This is a genomic window from Xanthomonas sp. NCPPB 3218 (assembly GCF_056725185.1).
This window is the reverse complement of sequence record NZ_CM161516.1, coordinates 1791797-1812215: the sequence shown is the minus strand read 5'-3', so window position 1 is coordinate 1812215 and position 20419 is coordinate 1791797. Positions and strand designations below refer to the sequence as shown.

The 20419-nt window shown below is 67.1% G+C and carries 19 protein-coding genes; 10 read left to right on the top strand and 9 right to left on the bottom strand.

What is annotated here, in order from left to right:
• Positions 1-358: 358 nt before the first annotated feature.
• The 7 genes from AC1PLS_RS08035 (at position 359) to AC1PLS_RS08005 (ending at position 8335) form a co-directional block, all read left to right on the top strand.
• Entirely contained in the window at positions 359-961 is a 603-nt protein-coding gene (locus tag AC1PLS_RS08035; protein WP_024939326.1) for an IMPACT family protein, read from the top strand.
• Positions 958-2727 carry an ABC transporter transmembrane domain-containing protein gene (locus AC1PLS_RS08030; protein ID WP_054591685.1) on the top strand — a complete coding sequence of 590 codons (1770 nt, stop codon included), beginning with the start codon at positions 958-960 and terminating at the stop codon, positions 2725-2727. Before AC1PLS_RS08035 ends, AC1PLS_RS08030 begins: the two co-directional genes overlap by 4 nt.
• 101 nt (positions 2728-2828) lie before the next feature.
• A complete protein-coding gene (locus tag AC1PLS_RS08025) occupies positions 2829-3728 on the top strand; it encodes a hydrogen peroxide-inducible genes activator (RefSeq protein ID WP_024939324.1) in 900 nt (299 codons plus the stop codon).
• Positions 3729-3816: 88 nt separating this feature from the next.
• Entirely contained in the window at positions 3817-5505 is a 1689-nt protein-coding gene (locus AC1PLS_RS08020) for an ATP-binding cassette domain-containing protein (RefSeq protein WP_167762788.1), read from the top strand.
• Entirely contained in the window at positions 5489-6571 is a 1083-nt protein-coding gene (locus tag AC1PLS_RS08015; protein WP_184434098.1) for an HlyD family secretion protein, read from the top strand. Before AC1PLS_RS08020 ends, AC1PLS_RS08015 begins: the two co-directional genes overlap by 17 nt.
• Positions 6568-7971, top strand: a complete 1404-nt coding sequence (locus tag AC1PLS_RS08010; RefSeq protein WP_184434095.1) for a TolC family protein — start codon at positions 6568-6570, stop codon at positions 7969-7971. The genes AC1PLS_RS08015 and AC1PLS_RS08010 overlap by 4 nt, the downstream gene beginning before the upstream one ends.
• A gap of 151 nt (positions 7972-8122) precedes the next feature.
• The gene (locus AC1PLS_RS08005; protein WP_184434092.1) at positions 8123-8335 is read left to right on the top strand and encodes a hypothetical protein; all 213 of its coding nucleotides are present in this window, start codon (positions 8123-8125) and stop codon (positions 8333-8335) included.
• A gap of 271 nt (positions 8336-8606) precedes the next feature.
• Here AC1PLS_RS08005 and AC1PLS_RS08000 read toward each other — a convergent pair whose 3' ends face one another.
• From AC1PLS_RS08000 to hrcA, 6 genes are all read right to left on the bottom strand, one after another.
• A complete protein-coding gene (locus AC1PLS_RS08000; RefSeq protein ID WP_481104374.1) occupies positions 8607-9734 on the bottom strand; it encodes a prephenate dehydrogenase in 1128 nt (375 codons plus the stop codon).
• On the bottom strand, positions 9731-10639 hold the full coding sequence (pdxY, locus tag AC1PLS_RS07995; protein WP_184434086.1) for a pyridoxal kinase: 909 nt from the start codon (positions 10637-10639) through the stop codon (positions 9731-9733). Before pdxY ends, AC1PLS_RS08000 begins: the two co-directional genes overlap by 4 nt.
• Positions 10640-10973: 334 nt before the next feature.
• Positions 10974-12101: a molecular chaperone DnaJ gene (dnaJ, locus tag AC1PLS_RS07990; RefSeq protein WP_024939317.1), complete on the bottom strand. Its 1128-nt coding sequence runs from the start codon at positions 12099-12101 to the stop codon at positions 10974-10976.
• Positions 12102-12260: 159 nt separating this feature from the next.
• The gene (gene dnaK, locus AC1PLS_RS07985) at positions 12261-14186 is read right to left on the bottom strand and encodes a molecular chaperone DnaK (RefSeq protein WP_016901561.1); all 1926 of its coding nucleotides are present in this window, start codon (positions 14184-14186) and stop codon (positions 12261-12263) included.
• Between the two features lie 142 nt (positions 14187-14328).
• Entirely contained in the window at positions 14329-14847 is a 519-nt protein-coding gene (grpE, locus tag AC1PLS_RS07980) for a nucleotide exchange factor GrpE (RefSeq protein WP_010366360.1), read from the bottom strand.
• Positions 14848-14946: 99 nt separating this feature from the next.
• Positions 14947-15999 (bottom strand): heat-inducible transcriptional repressor HrcA, encoded by a 1053-nt coding sequence (hrcA, locus tag AC1PLS_RS07975; protein WP_024939315.1) that lies wholly within the window; start codon positions 15997-15999, stop codon positions 14947-14949.
• A 116-nt stretch (positions 16000-16115) separates the two neighbouring features.
• Here hrcA and recN point away from each other — a divergent pair, with 116 nt between their 5' ends.
• On the top strand, positions 16116-17780 hold the full coding sequence (gene recN, locus AC1PLS_RS07970) for a DNA repair protein RecN (RefSeq protein WP_154831740.1): 1665 nt from the start codon (positions 16116-16118) through the stop codon (positions 17778-17780).
• Between the two features lie 112 nt (positions 17781-17892).
• Here the strand turns inward: recN and fur are convergent, their stop codons facing one another.
• Positions 17893-18303, bottom strand: a complete 411-nt coding sequence (fur, locus tag AC1PLS_RS07965) for a ferric iron uptake transcriptional regulator (RefSeq protein ID WP_016901564.1) — start codon at positions 18301-18303, stop codon at positions 17893-17895.
• A gap of 104 nt (positions 18304-18407) precedes the next feature.
• On the opposite strand from fur, the gene AC1PLS_RS07960 reads away from it, so the two are divergent.
• A complete protein-coding gene (locus tag AC1PLS_RS07960) occupies positions 18408-18803 on the top strand; it encodes an outer membrane protein assembly factor BamE (RefSeq protein WP_039528130.1) in 396 nt (131 codons plus the stop codon).
• Between the two features lie 276 nt (positions 18804-19079).
• On the opposite strand, the gene AC1PLS_RS07955 is transcribed toward AC1PLS_RS07960, so the two are convergent.
• Both AC1PLS_RS07955 and AC1PLS_RS07950 read right to left on the bottom strand, forming a co-directional pair.
• Positions 19080-19355 carry an RnfH family protein gene (locus AC1PLS_RS07955; protein ID WP_016901566.1) on the bottom strand — a complete coding sequence of 92 codons (276 nt, stop codon included), beginning with the start codon at positions 19353-19355 and terminating at the stop codon, positions 19080-19082.
• Between the two features lie 2 nt (positions 19356-19357).
• Positions 19358-19789 (bottom strand): type II toxin-antitoxin system RatA family toxin, encoded by a 432-nt coding sequence (locus tag AC1PLS_RS07950; RefSeq protein WP_016901567.1) that lies wholly within the window; start codon positions 19787-19789, stop codon positions 19358-19360.
• Positions 19790-19849: 60 nt separating this feature from the next.
• Between AC1PLS_RS07950 and smpB the strand changes: the two genes are divergently transcribed.
• Positions 19850-20353 (top strand): SsrA-binding protein SmpB, encoded by a 504-nt coding sequence (gene smpB, locus AC1PLS_RS07945; RefSeq protein WP_184434082.1) that lies wholly within the window; start codon positions 19850-19852, stop codon positions 20351-20353.
• The last annotated feature ends 66 nt before the right edge of the window (positions 20354-20419 follow it).

Genomic DNA, 20419 nt, shown 5'->3' with positions numbered 1-20419 from the left:
TGCCCTATCGCGGGCCATGCCCGGCGTCATGGTCGGGCATGCGCAACAGCAAGCGCGCAGCGGCGCTGTAGTCATACGTCAGCTGCGTGGAAGTAGCCACGCACCGGGCCATGTCCCACTTATTGCGGCCATCGCTCAGGCGCGATGCCGCACCCGGCGGCGCTGCCGTGTCACGCACCGCGTCACGTTGTTCACCAGGTCGACAGATCAACGACAGCACCCTGGCGTAACCGCCTAGGAGCCACGGCGCTCATTGCACATCCCCCGTCGCAACGCACCGCCCAACCCCCTGCCGATCTGCAAGCTTGCAACGGCAGTCACGATGGCTACGGCGTCGGGCGCGAGCGGCTCGCATAGAATGGCGACGATGCTCGATACCCTCGCCGCTGACGCGCACCACAGCCTGGACATCAAGCACAGTCGCTTTCTGGCCAATGCTGCGGCACTGGACTCTCCCGCGCAGGCGCTGGAGATCGTGCAGCGCGTGTCCGTTGCCGATGCCACCCACAACTGCTGGGCCTACCGATTCGGGCAGGACTACCGTTCCAGCGACGATGGCGAGCCCAGCGGCACCGCCGGGCGGCCAATTCTCGCGGCCATCGATGGCCAGGGCTACGACCGCGTGGTGGTGGTGGTCACACGCTGGTATGGCGGCATCAAGCTCGGTGCCGGTGGGCTGGTGCGTGCCTACGGCGGCGCCGCGGCCGAATGCCTGCGACTGGCGGCGCGACAGCCATTGATTGCGTTGTCGCTGCTCGACCTGCAATGCCGGTTCGACGACCTGGGCCTGGTGCATGCTGCCTTGAGCGCCTTCCACGCCGACAAGCTGGACGAGCGCTTCGACGCGCAGGGCGCGGCACTGCGCGTGCAACTGCCTGCCGATCAACTGGCCGGCTTGAAAACGCGCCTGTGCGACGCCACTCGCAACCGTGTCCATCTCTCATCACCGGAAGCCGCATGAACCAGCCAGCCGCCGCCAGGCCCAACCCGTTGCGGAAGCTTGGCAGCCTGCGCACCTTGTGGCCGTTCGTGCAGCGCCAGCGTGGCCTGTTCGCCGCCTGGCTCATCGCACTGGCCATTTCTTCGGCCGCCACGTTGAGCCTGCCGGCGGCGGTCAAGCAGATGATCGACCATGGTTTCTCCGGCGGCTCGCAGATCAACCACGCCTTCGCGCTGTTGTTCGCGGTGGCGGTGGTGCTGGCGGTGGCAACGGCCGCGCGGTTTTATTTCGTCGCGTTGCTGGGCGAAAAAGTGGTGGCCGACCTGCGCGGCCGCCTGTATGCGCATCTGATCGGGCTGGACGCCGGCTTCCATGACCGCAGCCGCAGTGGCGAGCTGGTGTCGCGCCTGTCGGCCGACAGCGAGCTGCTGCGCGGGGTGATCGGCACCACCATGTCGGTGGCGTTGCGCAGCTCGGTGACGGTGATCGGCAGCATGGTGATGCTGTTCGTCACCAGCCCGCGGCTGGCCGGCTTCACCCTGATCGGTATTCCGCTGGCGGTACTGCCGATCGTGCTGGGCGCACGCCGCCTGCAGAAGATCTCGCGCGCCAGCCAGGACCGCGTCGCCGATGCCAACACGCTGGCAGCCGAAACGCTGGGCGCGGTGCGCACCGTGCAGGCGCATGCGCGCGAGCGCTACGAGAGCCAGCGGTTCAGCCAGGCCCTGTTCGCCGCGATCGATACCGCACGGCTGCGCATCCGCACCCAGGCCACCGTGACAGCGGTGGCGATCATGCTGATCTTCGGCGCCATCGTCGGTGTGCTGTGGCTGGGCGCGCACGATGTCATCGCCGGACGCATGACCCCCGGCACGCTGGGACAGTTCGTGTTGTACGCGCTGATCGGCGGCGGCTCGGTCGGTGCCTTGGCCGAGGTCTGGAACGAGTTGCAGCGCGCGGCCGGCGGCATGGGCCGGGTCGGCGAATTGCTCGACGAGCGGCCGGCGATCGTCGCGCCGGCCACGCCGCAGCCCTTGCCGCAGCCGCTGCGCGGCGCGATCCATTTCGATCAGGTGGTGTTCCATTATCCGCAGCGCCCCGATGCGCCGGCGCTGGATGGCTTCGACCTGCATGTCCATCCGGGCGAAACCGTGGCGCTGGTCGGGCCCTCCGGCGCCGGCAAGAGCACGGTGCTGGCGATGTTGCTGCGCTTCCACGACCCGGTCAGCGGCAGGCTGCGTATCGACGAGGTGGACCTGCGCGATACCGACCCGGTACTGCTGCGCGAACGCATCGCCCTGGTGCCGCAGCAACCCACGCTGTTTGCCGCCAGCGCCGCCGACAACATCCGCTATGGGCGCCTGGACGCCAGCGATGCGGAGGTGCAAGCCGCCGCCGCGGCCGCCGAGGCCGACAGTTTCATCCGCGCCCTGCCGCAGGGCTACGCCAGCGAACTCGGCGAACGCGGCACGCGCCTGTCCGGCGGCCAGCAGCAACGGGTGGCGATCGCGCGCGCCTTGCTCAAGGACGCGCCGATCCTGCTGCTGGACGAGGCCACCAGCGCGCTGGATGCGCAGAGCGAACGCGCCGTGCAGCAGGCGCTGGACCGGCTGATGGAAGGCCGCACCACGCTGGTCATCGCCCATCGCCTGGCCACCGTGCTCAAGGCCGACCGCATCGTGGTGATGGATGCCGGCCGCATCGTCGCGCAGGGCACGCACGCGCAGTTGATCGCCGAAGGCGGCCTGTACGCGGAGCTGGCGCGGCTGCAGTTCATCGATCAATGACGCCTGGGTGACACCGGCGTGTGCTGTCATGCCAGCGTGTCTGCGGCAGCGGCCCGGGCCGATCCTGCGCCCCCACGCGCCCCCACCTGACGACGTCACGCATGCCCCGCCCCAGAACCACCATTCGCCAACTCAGTTATTTCGTCGCGCTCGCCGACACCGGCAGCTTCACCCGCGCCGCCGAGCAGATGGGCGTGTCGCAACCCTCGCTGTCGCAGCAGATCCGTGCGCTGGAAACCATCGTCGGCGCCGCGCTGTTCGAACGCGGCGTGCCGGCCATCCTGACCCCGTTGGGGCGCGACCTGCTCGAGCGCGCGCGCAGCATCCTGCTGGACGTCGCCGATCTGGAAGAGGTCCGCGCCACCTCGGCCGACACCTTGATCGGCACCATCCGGCTGGGCGTGTCGCCAACGCTGGGCGCCTACCTGATGCCGAGCCTGGTCGCGCGCCTGCACCGCGAACATCCGGCACTGCGCGTGCACGTGCGCGAAGGCCTGCCGACCGCGCTCGCCAGCGGCCTGGCCAGCGGCGTGCACGACCTGATCCTGGCGCAATTGCCGGTGGCCGGGCGCGGCCTGCACAGCGAGCGGCTGTTCCGCGAACCGCTGCACGTGACCATGGCCGCCGATCATCCCTTGCGGGCCAAGACCTGCATCACGCCGGCCGATCTGCGCGGCGCCAACCTGCTCACCTTGATGCCAGAGTACCGCCTGGCCGAACAGGTGGCGGCGATCGCCATGGACGTCGGTGCCAATGTGCTGCGCGATTACGAAGGCACCAGCCTGGATGCGATCCGCCAGATGGCCGGGATGGGCATGGGTCTTGCACTGCTGCCAGACCTGTATGTGCGCCAGGAAATCCGCGAGGGCGACGATGTCGTGGTCCGGCCGATCAAAGGCGGACGCTACTATAGGGAGATCGGGCTGTTGTGGCGGCAGGGCGCAGGACGCGCGCCGGCCTTCGGCCTGATCGCCGATCTTCTGCGTGCGGTGGCCGCATAGGAAAATCCTATGCGTCGAATAAGTGCTGCGGCCTTGTTCGCCAGCTGCAACTCGTCAATGCTTCATTGAACTCATCAACGGAAATCGAATGGCGGGCAAGCAGATCGGATGGCGGGAAGCGGGAGCCTGGCTGGCGGAAATCGTCGGGCCGGACATGCCCTATGTGCGCCTGGCCATGGTGTACGGAGTCGCGATCAGCCTGCTGTCGCTGGCCACGCCGATCTCGGTGCAGTTGCTGATCAACAGCGTGGCCAATACCGCGCTGGCGGCGCCGCTGTGGACCCTGTCGAGCCTGTTGCTGGGCCTGTTGCTGCTGGTCGCCGGCCTGAGCGCGATGCGGGTGTGGGTCATGGCGCTGTTCGAGCGCCGGCTGTTCGCACGCGTGGTGTCGGAAATCACCGTGCGCGCGGTGCATGCGCAGAATCCGTTCTTCGCCGACCAGAACCGCGGCGACATGTTCAACCGCTACTTCGATCTGGTGGTGGTGCAGAAAGCGGTGCCGAGCCTGGCCATCGGCGCCTTCACCATCGTGCTGCAATCGGCGGTCGGGCTGATACTGACCAGTTTCTACCACCCGTTCTTCCTGGGCTTCAACGCCCTGCTGCTGCTGGTCATCTTCGGCATCTGGATGATCTGGTCGCGCGGGTCGATCCGCACCGCGGTCGACCTGAGCCATGCCAAGCACGAGGCTGCGCGCTGGCTGGAAAGTGTCGGCGGCTCCAACGGTTTCTATAAGTCCAGCCGCCACCTCAACTTTGCGATGGACCGCTCCGAGTCCGTCACCGCCGCCTATGTCGACCGGCATCGGCGCCACTTCCGTTACAGCTTCACCCAGACGGTGGCGTTCCTGCTGGTCTACGCGATCGCCAGCGCGGCGCTGCTGGCGCTGGGCGGCAACCTGATCCTGCGGGGCGAGCTGTCGATCGGCCAGCTGGTGGCAGCCGAGCTGATCCTCAGCGCGGTCTTTTACGGCATCTCGCAACTCGGTGCGTACCTGGACGCGTTCTACGACCTGGTGGCCAGCTCCGAGGAACTGTCGCTGCTGTTCGCCATCCCGCAGGAACGCGCGGTCGTGGCGCCCGGCAAGACGCCCGGCAACAGCGCGGTGCGCCTGGACGGGGTGGTGATCGACGGCGCGCGTTTCGATTTTTCGCTGGCTGCCGGCGAGCAGTTGGTGACGATCGCCGATGGCGGCGCGGAGCGGCTGCTGGCGATGATCCTCAAGCGCCACGTGGTCCCCGATCGCGGGCTGGTCATGGTGGGCGGTGCGGACCTGGCCACCTTCGACATGTATCTGCTGCGCTCGGAAGTGACGGTGCTCGACCGGCCGACCATTGTCGAGGTCACCATCCGCGAATATCTGGCGCTGGCGTCGGCCGATGTGAACTCCGAAGCGATGCTGGAGGCGATCGATGCGGTGGGCTTGCGCACCCGTATCGCCGCGCTGCCGCAGGGCCTGGACACGCGGCTGGCCGCCTCCGGCTACCCGCTGTGGATCGGTGAAGTGATGGCCTTGAAGCTGGCCAATGCGCTGCTGGTGCGCCCGCGCGTGCTGATGCTGTCGCAGCTGTACGACCTGATTCCCGCCGACCGCCTGGCCGGCGTGCTGCGACGCCTGAAGGCGGCCGGCACCACCGTGCTGCTGTGCACCGGGCGGCCGGAAGACATCACCCTGGATGGCTGGTTCCACCTGCAGCCCGAGCGACAGCAGCGCTTTGCCACCCGCGCCGAACTGGTCGCCTCCACGCAGGAGGCAAACGATGCAGCACGCTACTGATCGCGACGCGCACTTTCCCACCCTGGCGGCGATGCGCCCACCCAGCATTGCCAAGGCGCTGGCCTGGATGCTGCTGATCGGCATTGTCATTGCCAGCGCGATCCTGGCGCTGGCGCCGTGGGTGCAGACCGCCAGCGGCAAGGGCCAGGTGGTGGCGCTGGATCCGGGCGACCGCCAGCAGCAGGTCACCGCCTTCGTGCCCGGCCGGGTCGAGCGCTGGTATGTGCACGACGGCCAGCATGTCTCGCGCGGCGATCCGATCGCGCGTGTCGGCGACCTGGACCCGGATCTGCTCGCCCGCCTGGCCAGCGAGCGGGCCCAGGTGCAGGCGGAAATCACCGCGATCCAGCAATCGCGCGCGGTTGCCAGCATCGATGTGGCGCGCAGCAGGCAATTGCTCGCCGAAGGGCTGGCCGGCCGCCGCGACTTCGAGCTGACCCAGATCAAGGTCGCCGAGGCCGATGCCAAGCTGGCCGAATCGCGCGCCAAGCTGACCCGCATCGACATCCAGTTGAACCGCCAGTCGGCGCAGCTGGTGCGTGCACCGCGCGATGGCCGCGTGCAGCAGCTCAACGCCGCCAGCGGCAGTGCGATGGTCTCGCCCGGCACGGTGCTGGCGGTGATCGCGCCGGAGCGGGTGGAGCGCGCGGTCGAGCTGTATATCGACGGCCGCGACGTGCCGCTGATCCGCCCCGGCCGCCCGGTGCGGCTGGAGTTCGAAGGCTGGCCGGCGATCCAGTTCAGCGGCTGGCCGTCGGTGGCGCACGGCATGTTCGATGGCCGCGTGCGCGCCATCGACCCCAATGCCGCGCCCGACGGCCTGTTCCGCATCCTGGTCGAACCGCAGCCGGGCAAGCCGGCCTGGCCGGCGCAGGAATTCGCCCGCCAGGGCGGCAAGGTGCGCGGCTGGGTGCAGGGCGAAACGGTGAAGGTGGGCTACGAACTGTGGCGCCAGCTCAACAATTTCCCGCTGGAGTTCGGCCGCCGTCCGGCAGCGACGACGCAGGATGAGGGCAAGGCCAAGGCGGCGCCCAAGGCCGAAGACGACGAGACCGGCAAGAAATGATCCGCCGTCTTGTCGCCTTGCTGATCGCGCTCGTACCGGGCGTGGTCGCCGCCCAGACCACCCCGCTGACGCTGGACGAAGTGCTGCGCTCCTCTGCACGCGCTTCCCCGCAGATCGTCGAAGCGCTGGCCAAGGTCCGCCAGGCCGAGGGCAAGGGCATCTCGGCCGATGGTGCGTTCGATACCGTGTTCGATCTCGACGGCCGCTCGCGCGAGGCCGGCTACTACGACGGCAGCACGATCGAAAGCACCGTCAAGCGTCCCTTCGATGACAACGGCGGCTATTACTACGGCGGTTACCGCTCCTCGCGCGGTGCGTTCCCGGTCTACGAAGACAAGTCCTACACCGACCGCGGCGGCGAAGTGAAAATCGGCGCGCTGTATGCGCTGCTGCGCGACCGCGTCGTCGACGAACGCCGCACCCGCCGCAGCGTTGCCGGTGGCGATATCGATGTCGCCCAGTACGAAGCGCAAATGGTCGCCATCGGCGTGCAACGCCGTGCGGTGGATGCCTACCAGAGCTGGGTCGCGGCCGGCCTGAAGCTGCGCGCGTACAACGACCTGCTGCAGCTGGCCGAGCAGCGCCGCAATGCGATTTCCCGGCAGGTGACGCTGGGCGCGCGGCCCACCATCCTGCTGACCGAGAACGACCAGAACCTGGTCCGCCGGCGTGCCCTGGTGGTGCGTTCGGAGCAGGACTTCGCCAACGCCGCCAATGCCTTGTCGCTGTACCTGCGCGACGATGCCGGCATGCCGTTGATCGTCTCCACCGAACGCCTGCCGGCCGATACGTCGGCGCTGGAAGGTCTGGCCGGTGCCAGCAGGATCACCGCGCCGGTGGAGCGCCCCGATTACCGCGCGGTGCTGACCCGGATCGACCAGGCCACCGCGCGGCTGATGCTGGCGCAGAACGATCTCAAACCACGCCTGGATGTCAGCTTCGAGGTCAGCAAGGATCTGGGGGCGCCCGGTGTGGGCGGCCCGAACCGCTCGCCGACCGATGCGATCATCGGCTTCCGCTTCAGCGTGCCGCTGGAAAACCGCACCGCCAAGGGCAAGGTCGCCGAGGCACGCGCCGAGATCGAGGCGCTGGATCAGCGCAGCCGCTACCTGCGCGACCAGATCACCGTGGAGGTCGAGTCGATCGTCATCTCGCTCACCGCTGCCGAGCGGCTGGCTAAGATCGCCGACGAAGAACGTAGCCTGGCCGACCGCTTGGCCGTGGCCGAGCGCCGCCGCTTCGAACTGGGCTCGGGCGATTTCTTCCTGGTCAATCAGCGCGAGGAAACCGCCAACGATGCCCGCGTGCGCCTGATCGATGCGCAGGCGCGGATTGCCTCGGCGCGTGCCGAGCTGGCAGCGGCAACGGCCGACCGGGACGCATTGCAGCTGAGCCGTTGAGCAGGCTGCCTGCTGGCTCCCGAGCGATGCCGCAGTGCGCAATGACGCCCGGGTAACACCTGCCTGCGCATGCTCGCCTGCACCGGCAAAGTGCCGGGCGTGCGGTCCTTTGCGGCTCGCACTGCGACCCTGAAATCCTTCGGAGGTGCGTATGTCTTTCCGGCAATTTCCCGCAATCGGTGCAGATGGCGAGTCCTACGTCATCATCGAATTCCGCGACGAGCTCGAATCTCGCAACGGGCAGCAAGCACGCACGCAAGCGCATACCGCGCCACGCTACGAACTGCCCGATGGGCGCCGCCTGCAACGGCAGGGCCAGCGCTTCATCACCGCTGGTGGCGAGCTGCGCCTGTCGACGCCCTGAAATAGCACTGGTCATTTTTTGACCAACCTGTCTGTAGCCGTTGCCGCGCAAAGGCTGCGCGCAGTTATCCACATGCTTGTGCCGGTTTCATCCACACCCTGTGTGGATGAAACCGGTCTGCCTTATCCGGCATTGCGCCCAATGACAATCACCCTCGCCCTTGGCGGCGACGCATGCGGTGTCACTCGGCCAGCACATGATCGGTGCCTGATATCTGCACCCTGCTGCGGCCATCGACAGCGGGCAAGCCCACGGTCGCCCCGCACTGCTGCTACCCGTTGCGGTCGGAACGCTCCAGCACCCGTCCGATGCCGCTGCGGTCGATTTCGCTGGCCGCCTGCGCCAGCGCGGCGCGATCGCTGCCCGGCTCGAACCCGATGCGGAAATGCAGCTCGCCGACCGGCGTGCGCGAGGAGTGGATCGACGACAGGTTCACCCCATGCTGCTCGAACACATGCAGCAAGGCACGCAACGACCCGGGCTGGTCTTGCGGCAGATACACGCTCAAGGTCAGCGGTTCGGTGAGGTCGGCCAGCAGGTAGCCCACGCGCTCATAGGTGTAGTTGCCGGCCGCGAGCGATTCGCCCTGCAGCGCCTGCGCGTTGTCGTCCAGGAACCGGGCGCGAAACTGCGCGCGCGCCGCATCGTCACCTCGCGCGACCAGGGCGCGCAGCTCCTGCAGTTGCAGCAACAGCCGATCGAGCATCTCGCCAACATAGGGGTTGCCGAACTGGATGTCTTCGTAGATCGCCGGATTGAGCGAGAGGATGCGTGCGATCACCGCGGTATCCAGCTCGAACGAGGCCGAGCGATACGGCATCAGCGCGCGCAGCTCGCCGAGCAGCGGCGCGTAGTCGCGCAAGGTGCCGGCCTGCGCCAGATGGGTGGCGTGCACCATTGCCTGCACCAGCGCCATCACGCGGTCGTGGTGCTCGGGCGTGGCGTACACGCACTCGGCCTGCAACGCGGTGCACAGCGCCTGTACCCACGTGGACCAGTGCTGCAGGCGTGCCTGGCAGACCACCATCACCCGACCTTTCAAGGTGGGCGATTTGGGCGGTGCGGTCATCGGATGCAGGCCGACGACCTCGGCCGGCGAGGCCAGCATCGCAGCCACCGGTGCCTGCTTGATCGAGGTGACATCCATCCACAACTGCGACGCGGCGCGCGGGCCGGCAAGCGCCACATAGCGCTCGATCAAGCCGGCGGTGTGGCGGATCGGCGCAGAAAAAATCAGCACGTCCGCTCGCTGCGCCAACGTGGCTTCGTCGATGTCGCCGTCACCGGCCGGATCGAAGCCGATCACCTCCAGCCGCATGCGCGTGCGCAGGAACTGCGCCAGCCAGCGTCCGTAGGCGCCGGCGATGCCGACGATGCCGACCACCGGCTGCGCCATCACGCCAAGCGCTCGACGGCAAAGCGCGGTGCGGCCGCGAGTGCGGCCGGCGCGGCGGCCAGCACATCGAACTCTTCGAAGCCTGCAGCCAGGGTCGCTTCCAGCGCGCTGTGCACGCCGCTGAGCGCATGCCCCACCGCCTGCTCGAACGGCACCTCGCGCAGCAGCAAACCGATCAGCAATGCCATCAGCACATCGCCGGTGCCGGCCACATCCACCGGCAGATGCGGCGTGGCCCAGCGATACACTGCCGCGTTGCTCACCGCCAACGTCACCAGCTCACCGGCCGCACCGGCCACGCTGTGCGCAAGCACCCATTGCGGGCCGCGCGCCAGCAATGCGCGCGCGGCGACGATGGCATCGTCCTGCTGCAGACTCGGCAAACCGGTCAGGCGCCCGAGTTCGAACGCATTCGGCGTCACCAGCCAGGCATGCGGCAACAGCCGCTCGGCGAAGACGCGCTCCAGTCCGGGCTCGACATACGGGCCGGTGTGCGTGTCGCCGATCACCGGGTCCAGGCAATACCGCAGCTGCGGCGCCTGCGGCAGGGTTTGCTCGAGCCATTCTGCGAATGCCTCGCCATTGGCCAGGCTGCCGAAGTAGCCGGAGACCAGCATGCGCGCACGCTGCGGCAGGCCGCGCTCGGTGGCACCCAGCAACAGGTCGGCCAGCCAGTCGGCCGGCAGGATGCGGCCGCGCAAGGTGGCGTAGAACGGCGCGTTGCTCAGCAGCGTGGTGGGCACTTCCGCCACCCGCAGGCCCAGCGCACGCAACGGCGGCACCGCCGCGCTGTTGCCGGCATGGCCGTAGACCAGTTGCGATTGCACCGAGATCACATCGATCGGTGAAGGACCATCCGGGCGCTGGCGGCGACCGTGGACGAGGTGACTGTCGGGGGCATTGTTCATCGCCGCATTTTACGCCAGCGCCACGACGCGCCCAGCGTCGATCGATGCGCCCACCGTCCGCTCGCCGCTGCATGCTCCGCCGCCAGGCTGGTCTATGCGCCGGCAGCAGTCGCTATCGCTCTTACCTTTACGGGCTCCCGCCGCACAAACGCAAATGCCGGCCCCTGGGGCCGGCATTCGTAGGGAGAACTTCGCTCAGCCGTGCAACTCTCCGGGCATTCGGAAGCGGGCATCCGCTCCCACGAATCCCGAATCGCCACACTGGCGCACTACCCCGGCAGGCCGGGCCACACCGCCCTTACGATTCCCCAATCCCGATTCCCGACCCCCGGCCTCAGGACGTCATCCGATCCCAGAAGCCCTTGACGCCATCGATGAACGTGGCCGACTTGGGCGAATGCTTGCGGGCATCCTCACCGGTGAACGTGGCCTCGAACTGCTGCAGCAACGCGCGCTGGTCGGCGGTCAGATTCACCGGCGTTTCGACCACCACGCGGCAATACAGGTCGCCTTCGGTACGGCTACGCACCGAGCGCACACCCTTGCCGCGCAACCGGAACAGCTTGCCGGTCTGGGTTTCGGCCGGAATGCGGATTTCCGCCTCGCCGCCCAGGGTCGCCACGCGCACGGTGTCGCCGAGCGCCGCCTGCGAGATACGGATCGGCACTTCGCAATGCAGGTCGTCGCCGTCGCGCTGGAAGATCGCATGCTCGCGCACGCGCACCTCCACATACAGGTCGCCCGGCGGCGTGCCAGCCGGACCGGCCTCGCCCTCGCCTGCCAGGCGGATGCGGTCGCCGGTATCCACGCCGGCAGGCACCTTGATCGACAGCACCTTGTCTTCTTCCACGCGACCGGCGCCGTGGCAGGTCTTGCACGGATTCTGGATCAGCGTGCCGCGCCCGTCGCAATGCGGGCAGCTCTGCTGCATGGCGAAGATGCCGCGCTGGATGCGTACCTGGCCGCGTCCGTGGCAGGTCCCGCACACTTCCACCTTGCCGTCTTCCGAACCGCTGCCGTGGCAGGGCTCGCACTCGATCAGGGTCGGGATCTCGATGCGGCGCTCGATGCCAGCGACGGCTTCTTCCAGATCCAGTTCCAACACGTAACCGACGTCGGCGCCACGTCGCGCAGCGCGCGGACCGGCGGCGCCACCGCCGAAAATATTGCCGAAGATATCGCCAAAGATATCTCCCATGTCCGGGCCACCGGGCCCACCACCACCGCCCATGCCGTGCTCGAACGCAGCGTGGCCATGCGCATCGTAGGCACGGCGCTTGTTGCCATCCGACAACACTTCATAGGCTTCCTTGCACTCCTTGAACATCGCCTCGGCAGCAGCGTCGCCTGGATTGCGGTCCGGGTGGTGCTTCATCGCACAGCGCCGATACGCCTTCTTCAGCTCCTCGTCGCTGGCGCCACGGGCAACGCCCAGCACTTCGTAGTAATCGCGTTTGCTCATAAGCCGGTATTGGGGATTCGTGATTTGAGATTCGTTGAAACGCAAAAGCGGACAGCATGCGCTGGTCCGCCTTGGCGACGCGACGCGTAAAGGATATCGGGATGGCGATCGGCACCTTTAGCGGCTGCCAATCCCCACTCCCGACTCCCAAATCACGGCTTACTTTTTGTCGTCCTTGACCTCGGTGAACTCGGCGTCCACCACGTCGTCGGCGGCCTTGGAGGCCTGCGCGTTGCCGCTGGCCGCATCGGCGTTGCCGCCCTGCTCTGCCGCGGCGGCGGCGGCGTACAGCGACTGGCCGGCTTCTTCCAGGGTCTTGCTGCGGGCCTCGATCTGCGCCTTGTCGTCGCTCTTCATGGCGGTTTCCAGATCCGACAGCGCCGCTTCCACCTTGCCGATCACATCGCCACCGACCTTGCTGCCATGCTCGGTGATCGCGGTGCGGGTGGCGTGGATCAGGCCATCGGCCTGGTTACGGGCCTGCACCAGTTCCTGGAACTTCTTGTCTTCCTCGCGGTTGGCTTCCGCGTCGGCGACCATGCGCTGGATCTCTTCGTCCGACAGACCCGAACCGGCCTTGATCTCGACCTTCTGTTCCTTGTTGGTCTTCTTGTCCTTGGCCGACACGTGCAGGATGCCGTTGGCGTCGATGTCGAAGGACACTTCCACCTGCGGCATGCCGCGCGGCGCCGGCTCGATGCCGGACAGGTCGAACTTGGCCAGCGACTTGTTGAAGCGGGCCTGCTCGCGCTCACCCTGCAGCACGTGCACGGTCACGGCCGACTGGTTGTCCTCGGCGGTGGAGAAGGTCTGCGAGGCCTTGGTCGGGATGGTGGTGTTCTTTTCGATGATCTTGGTGAACACGCCGCCCATGGTTTCGATACCCAGCGACAGCGGGGTCACGTCCAGCAGCAGCACGTCCTTGACGTCGCCGGCCAGCACGCCGCCCTGGATCGCAGCGCCCACGGCCACGGCTTCGTCCGGGTTGACGTCCTTGCGCGGTTCCTTGCCGAAGAAATCGGCAACCGCCTGCTGCACCTTCGGCATGCGGGTCTGACCGCCGACCAGGATCACTTCGTTGATGTCGCTGGCGCGCAGGCCGGCATCGTTCAACGCGGTGCGGCACGGCTCGATCGACTTCTTGACCAGGTCTTCCACCAGCGCTTCGAGCTTGGCACGGGTCAGCTTGATGTTGAGGTGCTTCGGGCCCGAGGCATCGGCGGTGACGTACGGCAGGTTCACTTCGGTCTGCTGGCTGGTCGACAGCTCGATCTTGGCGCGCTCTGCGGCGTCCTTCAGGCGCTGCAGTGCCAACGGATCCTTGCGCAGATCGATGCCCTGATCCTTGTTGAATTCGTCGACCAGGTACTCGATGACACGGTTGTCGAAGTCTTCGCCGCCCAGGAAGGTGTCACCGTTGGTGGCCAGCACTTCGAACTGCTTCTCGCCATCGACTTCAGCAATTTCGATGATCGACACGTCGAAGGTACCGCCGCCCAGGTCGTACACGGCGATCTTGCGGTCGCCGCCGTTCTTGTCCAGGCCATAGGCCAGGGCGGCTGCGGTCGGCTCGTTGATGATGCGCTTGACGTCCAGACCGGCGATGCGGCCGGCGTCCTTGGTGGCCTGACGCTGGCTGTCGTTGAAGTACGCCGGCACCGTGATCACGGCCTCGGTGACCTTCTCGCCCAGGAAGTCCTCGGCGGTCTTCTTCATCTTTTCCAGCACGCGCGCAGAGATTTCCTGCGGCGCCATGCGCTTGCCATCGCTGGTCTGCACCCAGGCATCGCCGTTGTCGTGGGCGAGGATGCCGTACGGCACGTGCGAAATGTCCTTCTGCACTTCGGCGTCGGTGAACTTGCGGCCGATCAGGCGCTTCACCGCGTAGAAGGTGTTCTTCGGGTTGGTCACCGCCTGGCGCTTGGCCGAGGCGCCGACCAGCACTTCGCCGTCCTTGGTGTAGGCGACGATCGAAGGCGTGGTGCGGTCGCCCTCGGAATTTTCGATGACGCGGGCCTTGCCGCCGTCCATGATCGACACGCACGAGTTCGTGGTGCCGAGGTCAATACCAATGATCTTGCCCATGGATACGCTCCTGATGATTCTGTAGCTGTGTCCGGCGACGCCGGGTCTGGCTGAGATGTGGGGGTGGTGCGCAGGTGTTCAAGCCACCTGCACGAATCTGCGTTTCGCGCATGCGCCCGGCAGTTCAGCCGGGCGCTGCGGTTCAGTCGTGCTTGGCCACGACCACCAGGGCCGGGCGCAGCAGACGCTCGTTGAGCAGATAGCCTTTCTGGAACACCTGCACCACGTGGCCCGGGGCGATGCCCTCGGCCTCGCCCTGGCTGATCGCCTGGTGCTGGTCCGGGTTGAACGGCTGGCCGACCGGGTCGAGCAGGGTCAGGCCGTTGTCAGCCGCGACCTTGAGCAACTGCTTGTAGGTCATGTCCAGGCCATCGCGCAGCGGGCTGGGTTCGGTGCCGGCCGCGGTCAGGCCGGCGTCCAGGCTGTCGAACACCGGCAGCAGCTCGCCCAGCAACTTCTCGTTGGCGAACTTGCGCGCGTTCTCGACGTCGCGGGCGATGCGCTTGCGCTGGTTTTCCAGATCGGCCCGCTCGCGCAGGGCATCGGCCTTGACCAGCGCGATCTCGCTGCGCAGCGACTCGATCTCGGCCTTGAGCGGATCGGTCTCGGGTGGGTTCTGGGACAGGTCTTCGGAATCGAATTCGGGGTGGTCTTGGTTCATGTGCAGTTCCCGGGCAAGCGGAACGCCCGCCCCAACGTCACCCCGTATGTGGGCGCGCGCGCGCGTTTCAAGCAAAACGATCGTATCGATCGCTGCCGCTTATCGCGTGCCGGGCGGTTCCATGGCAGCGCCCAGCACCTGGGCGGCGGTCTGCACCAGCGGAATCACCCGGTCGTAGGCCATGCGTTTGGGCCCGATCACGCCCAGCACGCCCAGCACCTGGCCATTGGCGGCATACGGCGCGGTGACCAGCGAGACATCGTCCAGCGACAGCATGCCGGTCTCTTCGCCGATGAAGATGCGCACGCCCGGCGCCTGGATGGTGCGTTCGAGCAGTTGCAGGATCTCGCGCTTGCTGGCGAAGGCCTCGAACAGCTCGCGCAGCCGGTCCAGGTCCGACAGGTCCTGCACGCCCATCAGGCGGGTCTGCCCGGCCATCACCATGTCGTCGGCGTCGGCCGGCACCAGCGCCTCGCTGGCCAGATCCACGCTGTGCGCCAGCAGCTGCTCCATCTCGTTCTTGGCCATGCGCAGCTCGCGCAGCAGCGAGGCGCGGATGTCCGACAGCGCGCGCCCGGCAAATTGCGCATTGAGGTAATTGGCCACCCGCTCCAGCTCGGCCGGCTCGTAGGCCCGGCGCGGCTCGATCACCCGGTTCTGCACCTCGTTGTCGGCAAACACCAGGATCGCCAGCACCCGGCGCGCGTCCAGCGCCACGAAGTCGATATGCCGGAACGCGAACTGCTCGCGCCGCGGTGCGCTGACCACGCCGACGAAATGGCTCATCGCCGACAGCATCTGCGAGGCGCTGCCCAGCAGCGACTGGGTGCCGTTGCCGCTGGCAAGCTCCGCGCGCAGACGGCGCACTTCTTCCTCGCCGGGCGGCTGCATCTGCACCAGGCTGTCGACGAACACCCGGTAACCGTGCGCGGTGGGCACCCGCCCGGCCGAGGTATGCGGAGAGCTGAGCAGCCCCACATCCTCCAGGTCGGCCAGGATGTTGCGGATGGTGGCCGGGCTGACGTCCAGCCCGGCGTGCTGGGCCAGCGTCTTGGAGCCCACCGGCTCGCCATCGCGGATGTAGCGGGCAATCAGCGTCCGCAGCAGTTGGCGTGCGCGGGGATCGAGCGTTGGGGACTGTGACGCGCGCATGGGATCATCCGGTGAGACTGGGCATAGATAATGTCTGGCCCTGCGGTTGGCAAGCGTCTTATTCCCTGCCCGCCGCTCCCACCCTAAGCTTCCCCAAAGCGTTCACACTCGATCCCATGCTCAGACACCTCTCCATCAAGGATTTCGCCGTCGTCCGCGCCACCGAACTGGAATTCGGGCCAGGCATGACCGTGGTTTCCGGCGAAACCGGCGCCGGCAAGTCGCTGATGGTGGACGCGCTAGGCTTCCTGTCCGGGCTGCGCGCCGACAGCGGCGTGGTCCGCCACGGTGCCGACCGCGCCGAACTGTCGGCCGAATTCCAGCTGCCGGCCCAGCACCCGGGCCTGACCTGGCTGTCGGACAACGAACTCGACGACGACGCGCAATGCCAGCTGCGCCGGATCATCCGTGCCGATGGCGGCTCGCGTGCCTGGATCAACGGCCGCCCGGTGACCTCTTCGCAACTGGCGGAGCTGGCCTCGCGGCTGGTGGAGATTCACGGCCAGCACGAACACCAGGCCTTGATGGCCCGCCACAGCCAGCTCGCCCTGCTCGACGCCTACGCCCGCAACGGCGCGCAGCGCGAGCAGGTGCGCCAGGCCAGCCAGCGCTGGCAGGCCCTGTTGGACGAACGCGATGCGCTGTCCGCGCAGGGCGATGTCTCCGACCGCATCGGCTTTCTGGAACACCAGCTCAGCGAACTGGAACGCGAGGACCTGGATCCGGCCGCGATCGCCGCGCTGGACGTCAATCATCGCCGCCAGGCGCACGCCACCGCATTGATCGGCGCGTGCGACAGCGTGGCCCTGCAGCTCAACGGCGACGACGGCGTCTCCGCACTGGGCCTGCTGCAGGACAGCCGCCATGACCTCGCGCGCGTGGCCGAGCACGAGCCGCGCCTGGGCGAGGTCGATGCACTGCTGGACAGCGCGGTCATCCAGATCGAGGAGGCGCTGGCCCTGCTCGACCGCGTGCGCGACGACCTGGAGGCCGACCCGGCCCAGTTCGAGGCGATGGAGCGCCGGCTCGGTCGCCTGCACGATCTGGCCCGCAAGCACCGCGTCACCCCGGACGAACTGGCCGCCCAGCGCGACCGCATGAGCCTGGAAGTGGAGAGCCTGCGCGGCGCCGACGAGCGCCTGCAGCAGCTGGACAAGCATATCGAGGCGGCGATCGGCGTCTGGCGCAGCGCGGCCAGCAGCCTCAGCGCCAGCCGCACCACCGCTGCCGAGGCCTTGTCGGCCGCCACCACCACGCTGATCGGCGAGCTGGGCATGGGCGGCGGGCAGTTCCTGATCCAGCTGCTGCCGCAGGACACCCTGCGCCCTGACCCCAACGGCGCCGAGCGGGTGGAATTCCTGGTCGCCGCCAACGCCGGGCAGCCACCGCGCGCATTGCGCAAGGTCGCTTCCGGCGGCGAGCTGTCACGGATTTCGCTGGCGATCGAGGTCGCCGCGCTCGGGCTGGACAGCGTGCCGACCATGGTCTTCGACGAAGTGGATTCCGGCATCGGCGGCGCAGTGGCCGACATCGTCGGGCAAAAGCTGCGCGCCCTGGGCGAAGAGCGCCAGGTGCTGTGCGTGACCCACTTGCCACAGGTGGCCGCCAAGGGCCACGCGCACTATCGGGTCAGCAAGGCGCCGGTGGACGGCATGACCCAGAGCGCGGTCGAACTGCTCGGCCCGCAGGCGCGCCAGGAAGAGCTGGCGCGCATGCTGGGCGGGGTGGAAGTCAGCAAGGAAGCCCGCGCGGCGGCACGCAAGCTGCTGCAGAGCGCCTGAGCCGCCGGGCGCTGTCTCGGCCGCCATCGGGGTTGCCCAGGCAGCCGATGGCGGCAAACGCACAAGGCGGCCGAAGCCGCCTTGTCGTTACCGCGATGCCACCGGCTTGCCGTCAGCGCGGACGCTTCTTGCGCACGTACAGCACCAGCGAGTGCTCTTCCAGCTCGTAGCCATGCTGGGCGGCGATCTGCCGCTGCAAGGCCTCGATCTCTTCGCTCTCGAACTCGATCACGTGGCCGGTATCCACGTCGACCATATGGTCGTGATGGCCGCCACGATCCAGCTCATAGACCGCCTGGCCGCCTTCGAAATTGTGCTTCAGCACCAGGCCGGCGGCCTCAAACTGGGTCAGCACCCGGTACACCGTGGCCAGACCGATTTCGTCGCCATGGTCGAGCAGCTGCCGATAGATGTCTTCTGCGCTGAGGTGGTGCTGGTTGCTCTTCTGCTCGAGCAACTCCAGGATCCGCATCCGCGGATGGGTCACCTTGAGCCCGACTTTGCGCAGGTCGTGGGTTTCCATATGTTCTCCGTTCATTGGCGATTTAGCGCCAGCTGCCATCAAACGGGTCGCGGCGACCGGCAGGAGTGTATCATCGGCGTGATTTCCTCAGCACTTAATCCCCGATGCGTAATCTCCTGCTGGTCGCCGCCGTTGCTCTCTCCACCGCTGGCTGCGGCATCATCTACAAGCAGCCGATCTACCAGGGCAATCTGATCAAACAGAATGCCGTGGAGCAACTGCAGGTAGGCCAGAGCAAGCAGCAGGTCAGCGCGTTGCTGGGTACCCCCTCGATCCCCGATCCATTCCATTCGCAGCGCTGGGACTACACCTCCACCCAGCGCGTGGACCGTCTGGCGCGCACCGAGATCAAGAACTTCACCGTGTTCTTCGAGAACGAGCAGGTCGTTCGCTGGGAAGGCGATTATTTCCCGTCGCAGGACGAGCAGCTGGCCAAGTCGGCACCCAAGCAGTTCGGTCGCAATCTGGCCCGCGACAAGAAAAAGCAGCGCGGCCGTTGATGCGCTCGGTCGCGCACTGCGCGATCGCCTGAGTGTCGCCGCACCAGAAAACGCATCCGTTTGAACGGATGCGTTTTTTATTTGCCTGGTCGCAGAGACGTGTTGGGTCAGGAACTGCAGCGCTGATCCAGATATCGACATCTGCGGCTCACCGTCAGCCGTCTTGCGGCGACATGCGCCTGCCCAAGCCACAAGCTGCGCTCGCTTGTCCAGGTCATTCAACAGAAGAGCTCGCTGTTGTGCACGGCGCACATGCATCGCAGTGCCGGCCAACAGCTATCCGTTGGGACCGGCCTTTTTGCTCGGTCCGGCACGGCGACGCCGTGCCTCCTTCGGGTCCAGCAGCAGCGGCCTGAGCAATTCGACCCGGTCGCCGTCACGCAGCACCTGATCCGCGCGTGCAATCAGCCCATGGATCGCCTGGGCGGCAGGTGGTCGATCCGGTGCCAGACCGGAGGCGGCAATCGCCTCGGCGACGGTGGCGCCCTCGGCCAGTTCCAGCGATACCGAACTGCAGCGGTCCGGCCAGGCCAGCACGACGTCGACCCGCATGCTCAGACGTCGCCGCGATCGGCGACCCGCACGAAATCGTTGACCATGCGGTCGGCCAGGCCTTGAAAGCCCAGCGCCAGCGCGGGACCCAACAGCCGCGAGCTGGTTTCCACCTCCAGGGTCAGGCTGACCTTGCAGGCGTTCTCTCCCAGCGACTGAAACTCCCACAGGCCTTCCAGGCGCTTGAATGGCCCGTCGCGCAGATGCATGACGATGCGCTGCGGACGTTCGAGCACGTTTTCGGTGGTGAACCAGGTGCGGAACGACCCCAACCCCAGATCCAGCCGCGCCACGATATGCGCCTGGTCCTGTTCAAGCACCTGCGCAGCATCACACCAGCCGAAACGGCGCGGATAGGCGGCAACATCATTGACCAGATCGAACATGCGGGTGGCGCTGTGTTCGACCAGGGCGCTGCGACGGATGGTAGGCATTCGCTAACTTGTGAAAGACAGAAGATCGTTTGATGACGCCGAATCGGCGACAATGGCGGCATGAGCAAGAAACCAGCCAAGGATAAAGCAAACGGCGCGACGGCCACGAAAACCATCGCGCTGAACAAGCGTGCGCGCCATGAATACCACCTGGAAGAGCGCTACGAAGTCGGCCTGGCCCTGCAGGGCTGGGAGGTCAAGGCGATCCGCGCCGGCCGCGCCAACATCATCGACGGCTACGCCTATGTGCGCTCCGGCGAGATCTTCCTGATCGGCGCGCAGATCACCCCGCTGATCCAGGCCTCCAGCCACACCGTGCCGGTGGAACGCCGCGATCGCAAGCTGCTGCTGCACCGCCGGGAAATCGACAAGGTGCTGAGCAGCGTCGAACGCGACGGCTACACCCTGGTGCCGACAGCGCTGTACTGGAGCAACAACAAGGTCAAGCTGGAAATCGCGCTGGCCAAGGGCAAGCAGAACCACGACAAGCGCGACGCCGCCAAGGACCGTGACTGGCAACGCGACAAGCAGCGCGTGATGCGGCGGCATAACCGGGATGCGTGAGTAGCCGGGATTGGGAATTCGGCATTGGGGATTGGTAACGGCAAAGCCGACCGCAGCCGGCGTTTG

Bases quoted from the DNA above. Each gene is read 5' to 3' on its own strand.
- grpE (WP_010366360.1), bottom strand. From the start codon at position 14,847: ATGAACCAAGACCACCCCGAATTCGATTCCGAAGACCTGTCCCAGAAC.
- hrcA (WP_024939315.1), bottom strand. From the start codon at position 15,999: ATGCGCGCGTCACAGTCCCCAACGCTCGATCCCCGCGCACGCCAACTG.
- dnaK (WP_016901561.1), bottom strand. From the start codon at position 14,186: ATGGGCAAGATCATTGGTATTGACCTCGGCACCACGAACTCGTGCGTG.
- dnaJ (WP_024939317.1), bottom strand. From the start codon at position 12,101: ATGAGCAAACGCGATTACTACGAAGTGCTGGGCGTTGCCCGTGGCGCC.
- AC1PLS_RS08030 (WP_054591685.1), top strand. From the start codon at position 958: ATGAACCAGCCAGCCGCCGCCAGGCCCAACCCGTTGCGGAAGCTTGGC.
- AC1PLS_RS08010 (WP_184434095.1), top strand. From the start codon at position 6,568: ATGATCCGCCGTCTTGTCGCCTTGCTGATCGCGCTCGTACCGGGCGTG.
- pdxY (WP_184434086.1), bottom strand. From the start codon at position 10,639: ATGAACAATGCCCCCGACAGTCACCTCGTCCACGGTCGCCGCCAGCGC.
- AC1PLS_RS07955 (WP_016901566.1), bottom strand. From the start codon at position 19,355: ATGCGGGTCGACGTCGTGCTGGCCTGGCCGGACCGCTGCAGTTCGGTA.
- AC1PLS_RS08020 (WP_167762788.1), top strand. From the start codon at position 3,817: ATGGCGGGCAAGCAGATCGGATGGCGGGAAGCGGGAGCCTGGCTGGCG.
- AC1PLS_RS08005 (WP_184434092.1), top strand. From the start codon at position 8,123: ATGTCTTTCCGGCAATTTCCCGCAATCGGTGCAGATGGCGAGTCCTAC.
- fur (WP_016901564.1), bottom strand. From the start codon at position 18,303: ATGGAAACCCACGACCTGCGCAAAGTCGGGCTCAAGGTGACCCATCCG.
- AC1PLS_RS08035 (WP_024939326.1), top strand. From the start codon at position 359: ATGGCGACGATGCTCGATACCCTCGCCGCTGACGCGCACCACAGCCTG.
- AC1PLS_RS07960 (WP_039528130.1), top strand. From the start codon at position 18,408: ATGCGTAATCTCCTGCTGGTCGCCGCCGTTGCTCTCTCCACCGCTGGC.
- AC1PLS_RS08025 (WP_024939324.1), top strand. From the start codon at position 2,829: ATGCCCCGCCCCAGAACCACCATTCGCCAACTCAGTTATTTCGTCGCG.
- AC1PLS_RS08015 (WP_184434098.1), top strand. From the start codon at position 5,489: ATGCAGCACGCTACTGATCGCGACGCGCACTTTCCCACCCTGGCGGCG.
- AC1PLS_RS07950 (WP_016901567.1), bottom strand. From the start codon at position 19,789: ATGCCTACCATCCGTCGCAGCGCCCTGGTCGAACACAGCGCCACCCGC.
- smpB (WP_184434082.1), top strand. From the start codon at position 19,850: ATGAGCAAGAAACCAGCCAAGGATAAAGCAAACGGCGCGACGGCCACG.
- recN (WP_154831740.1), top strand. From the start codon at position 16,116: ATGCTCAGACACCTCTCCATCAAGGATTTCGCCGTCGTCCGCGCCACC.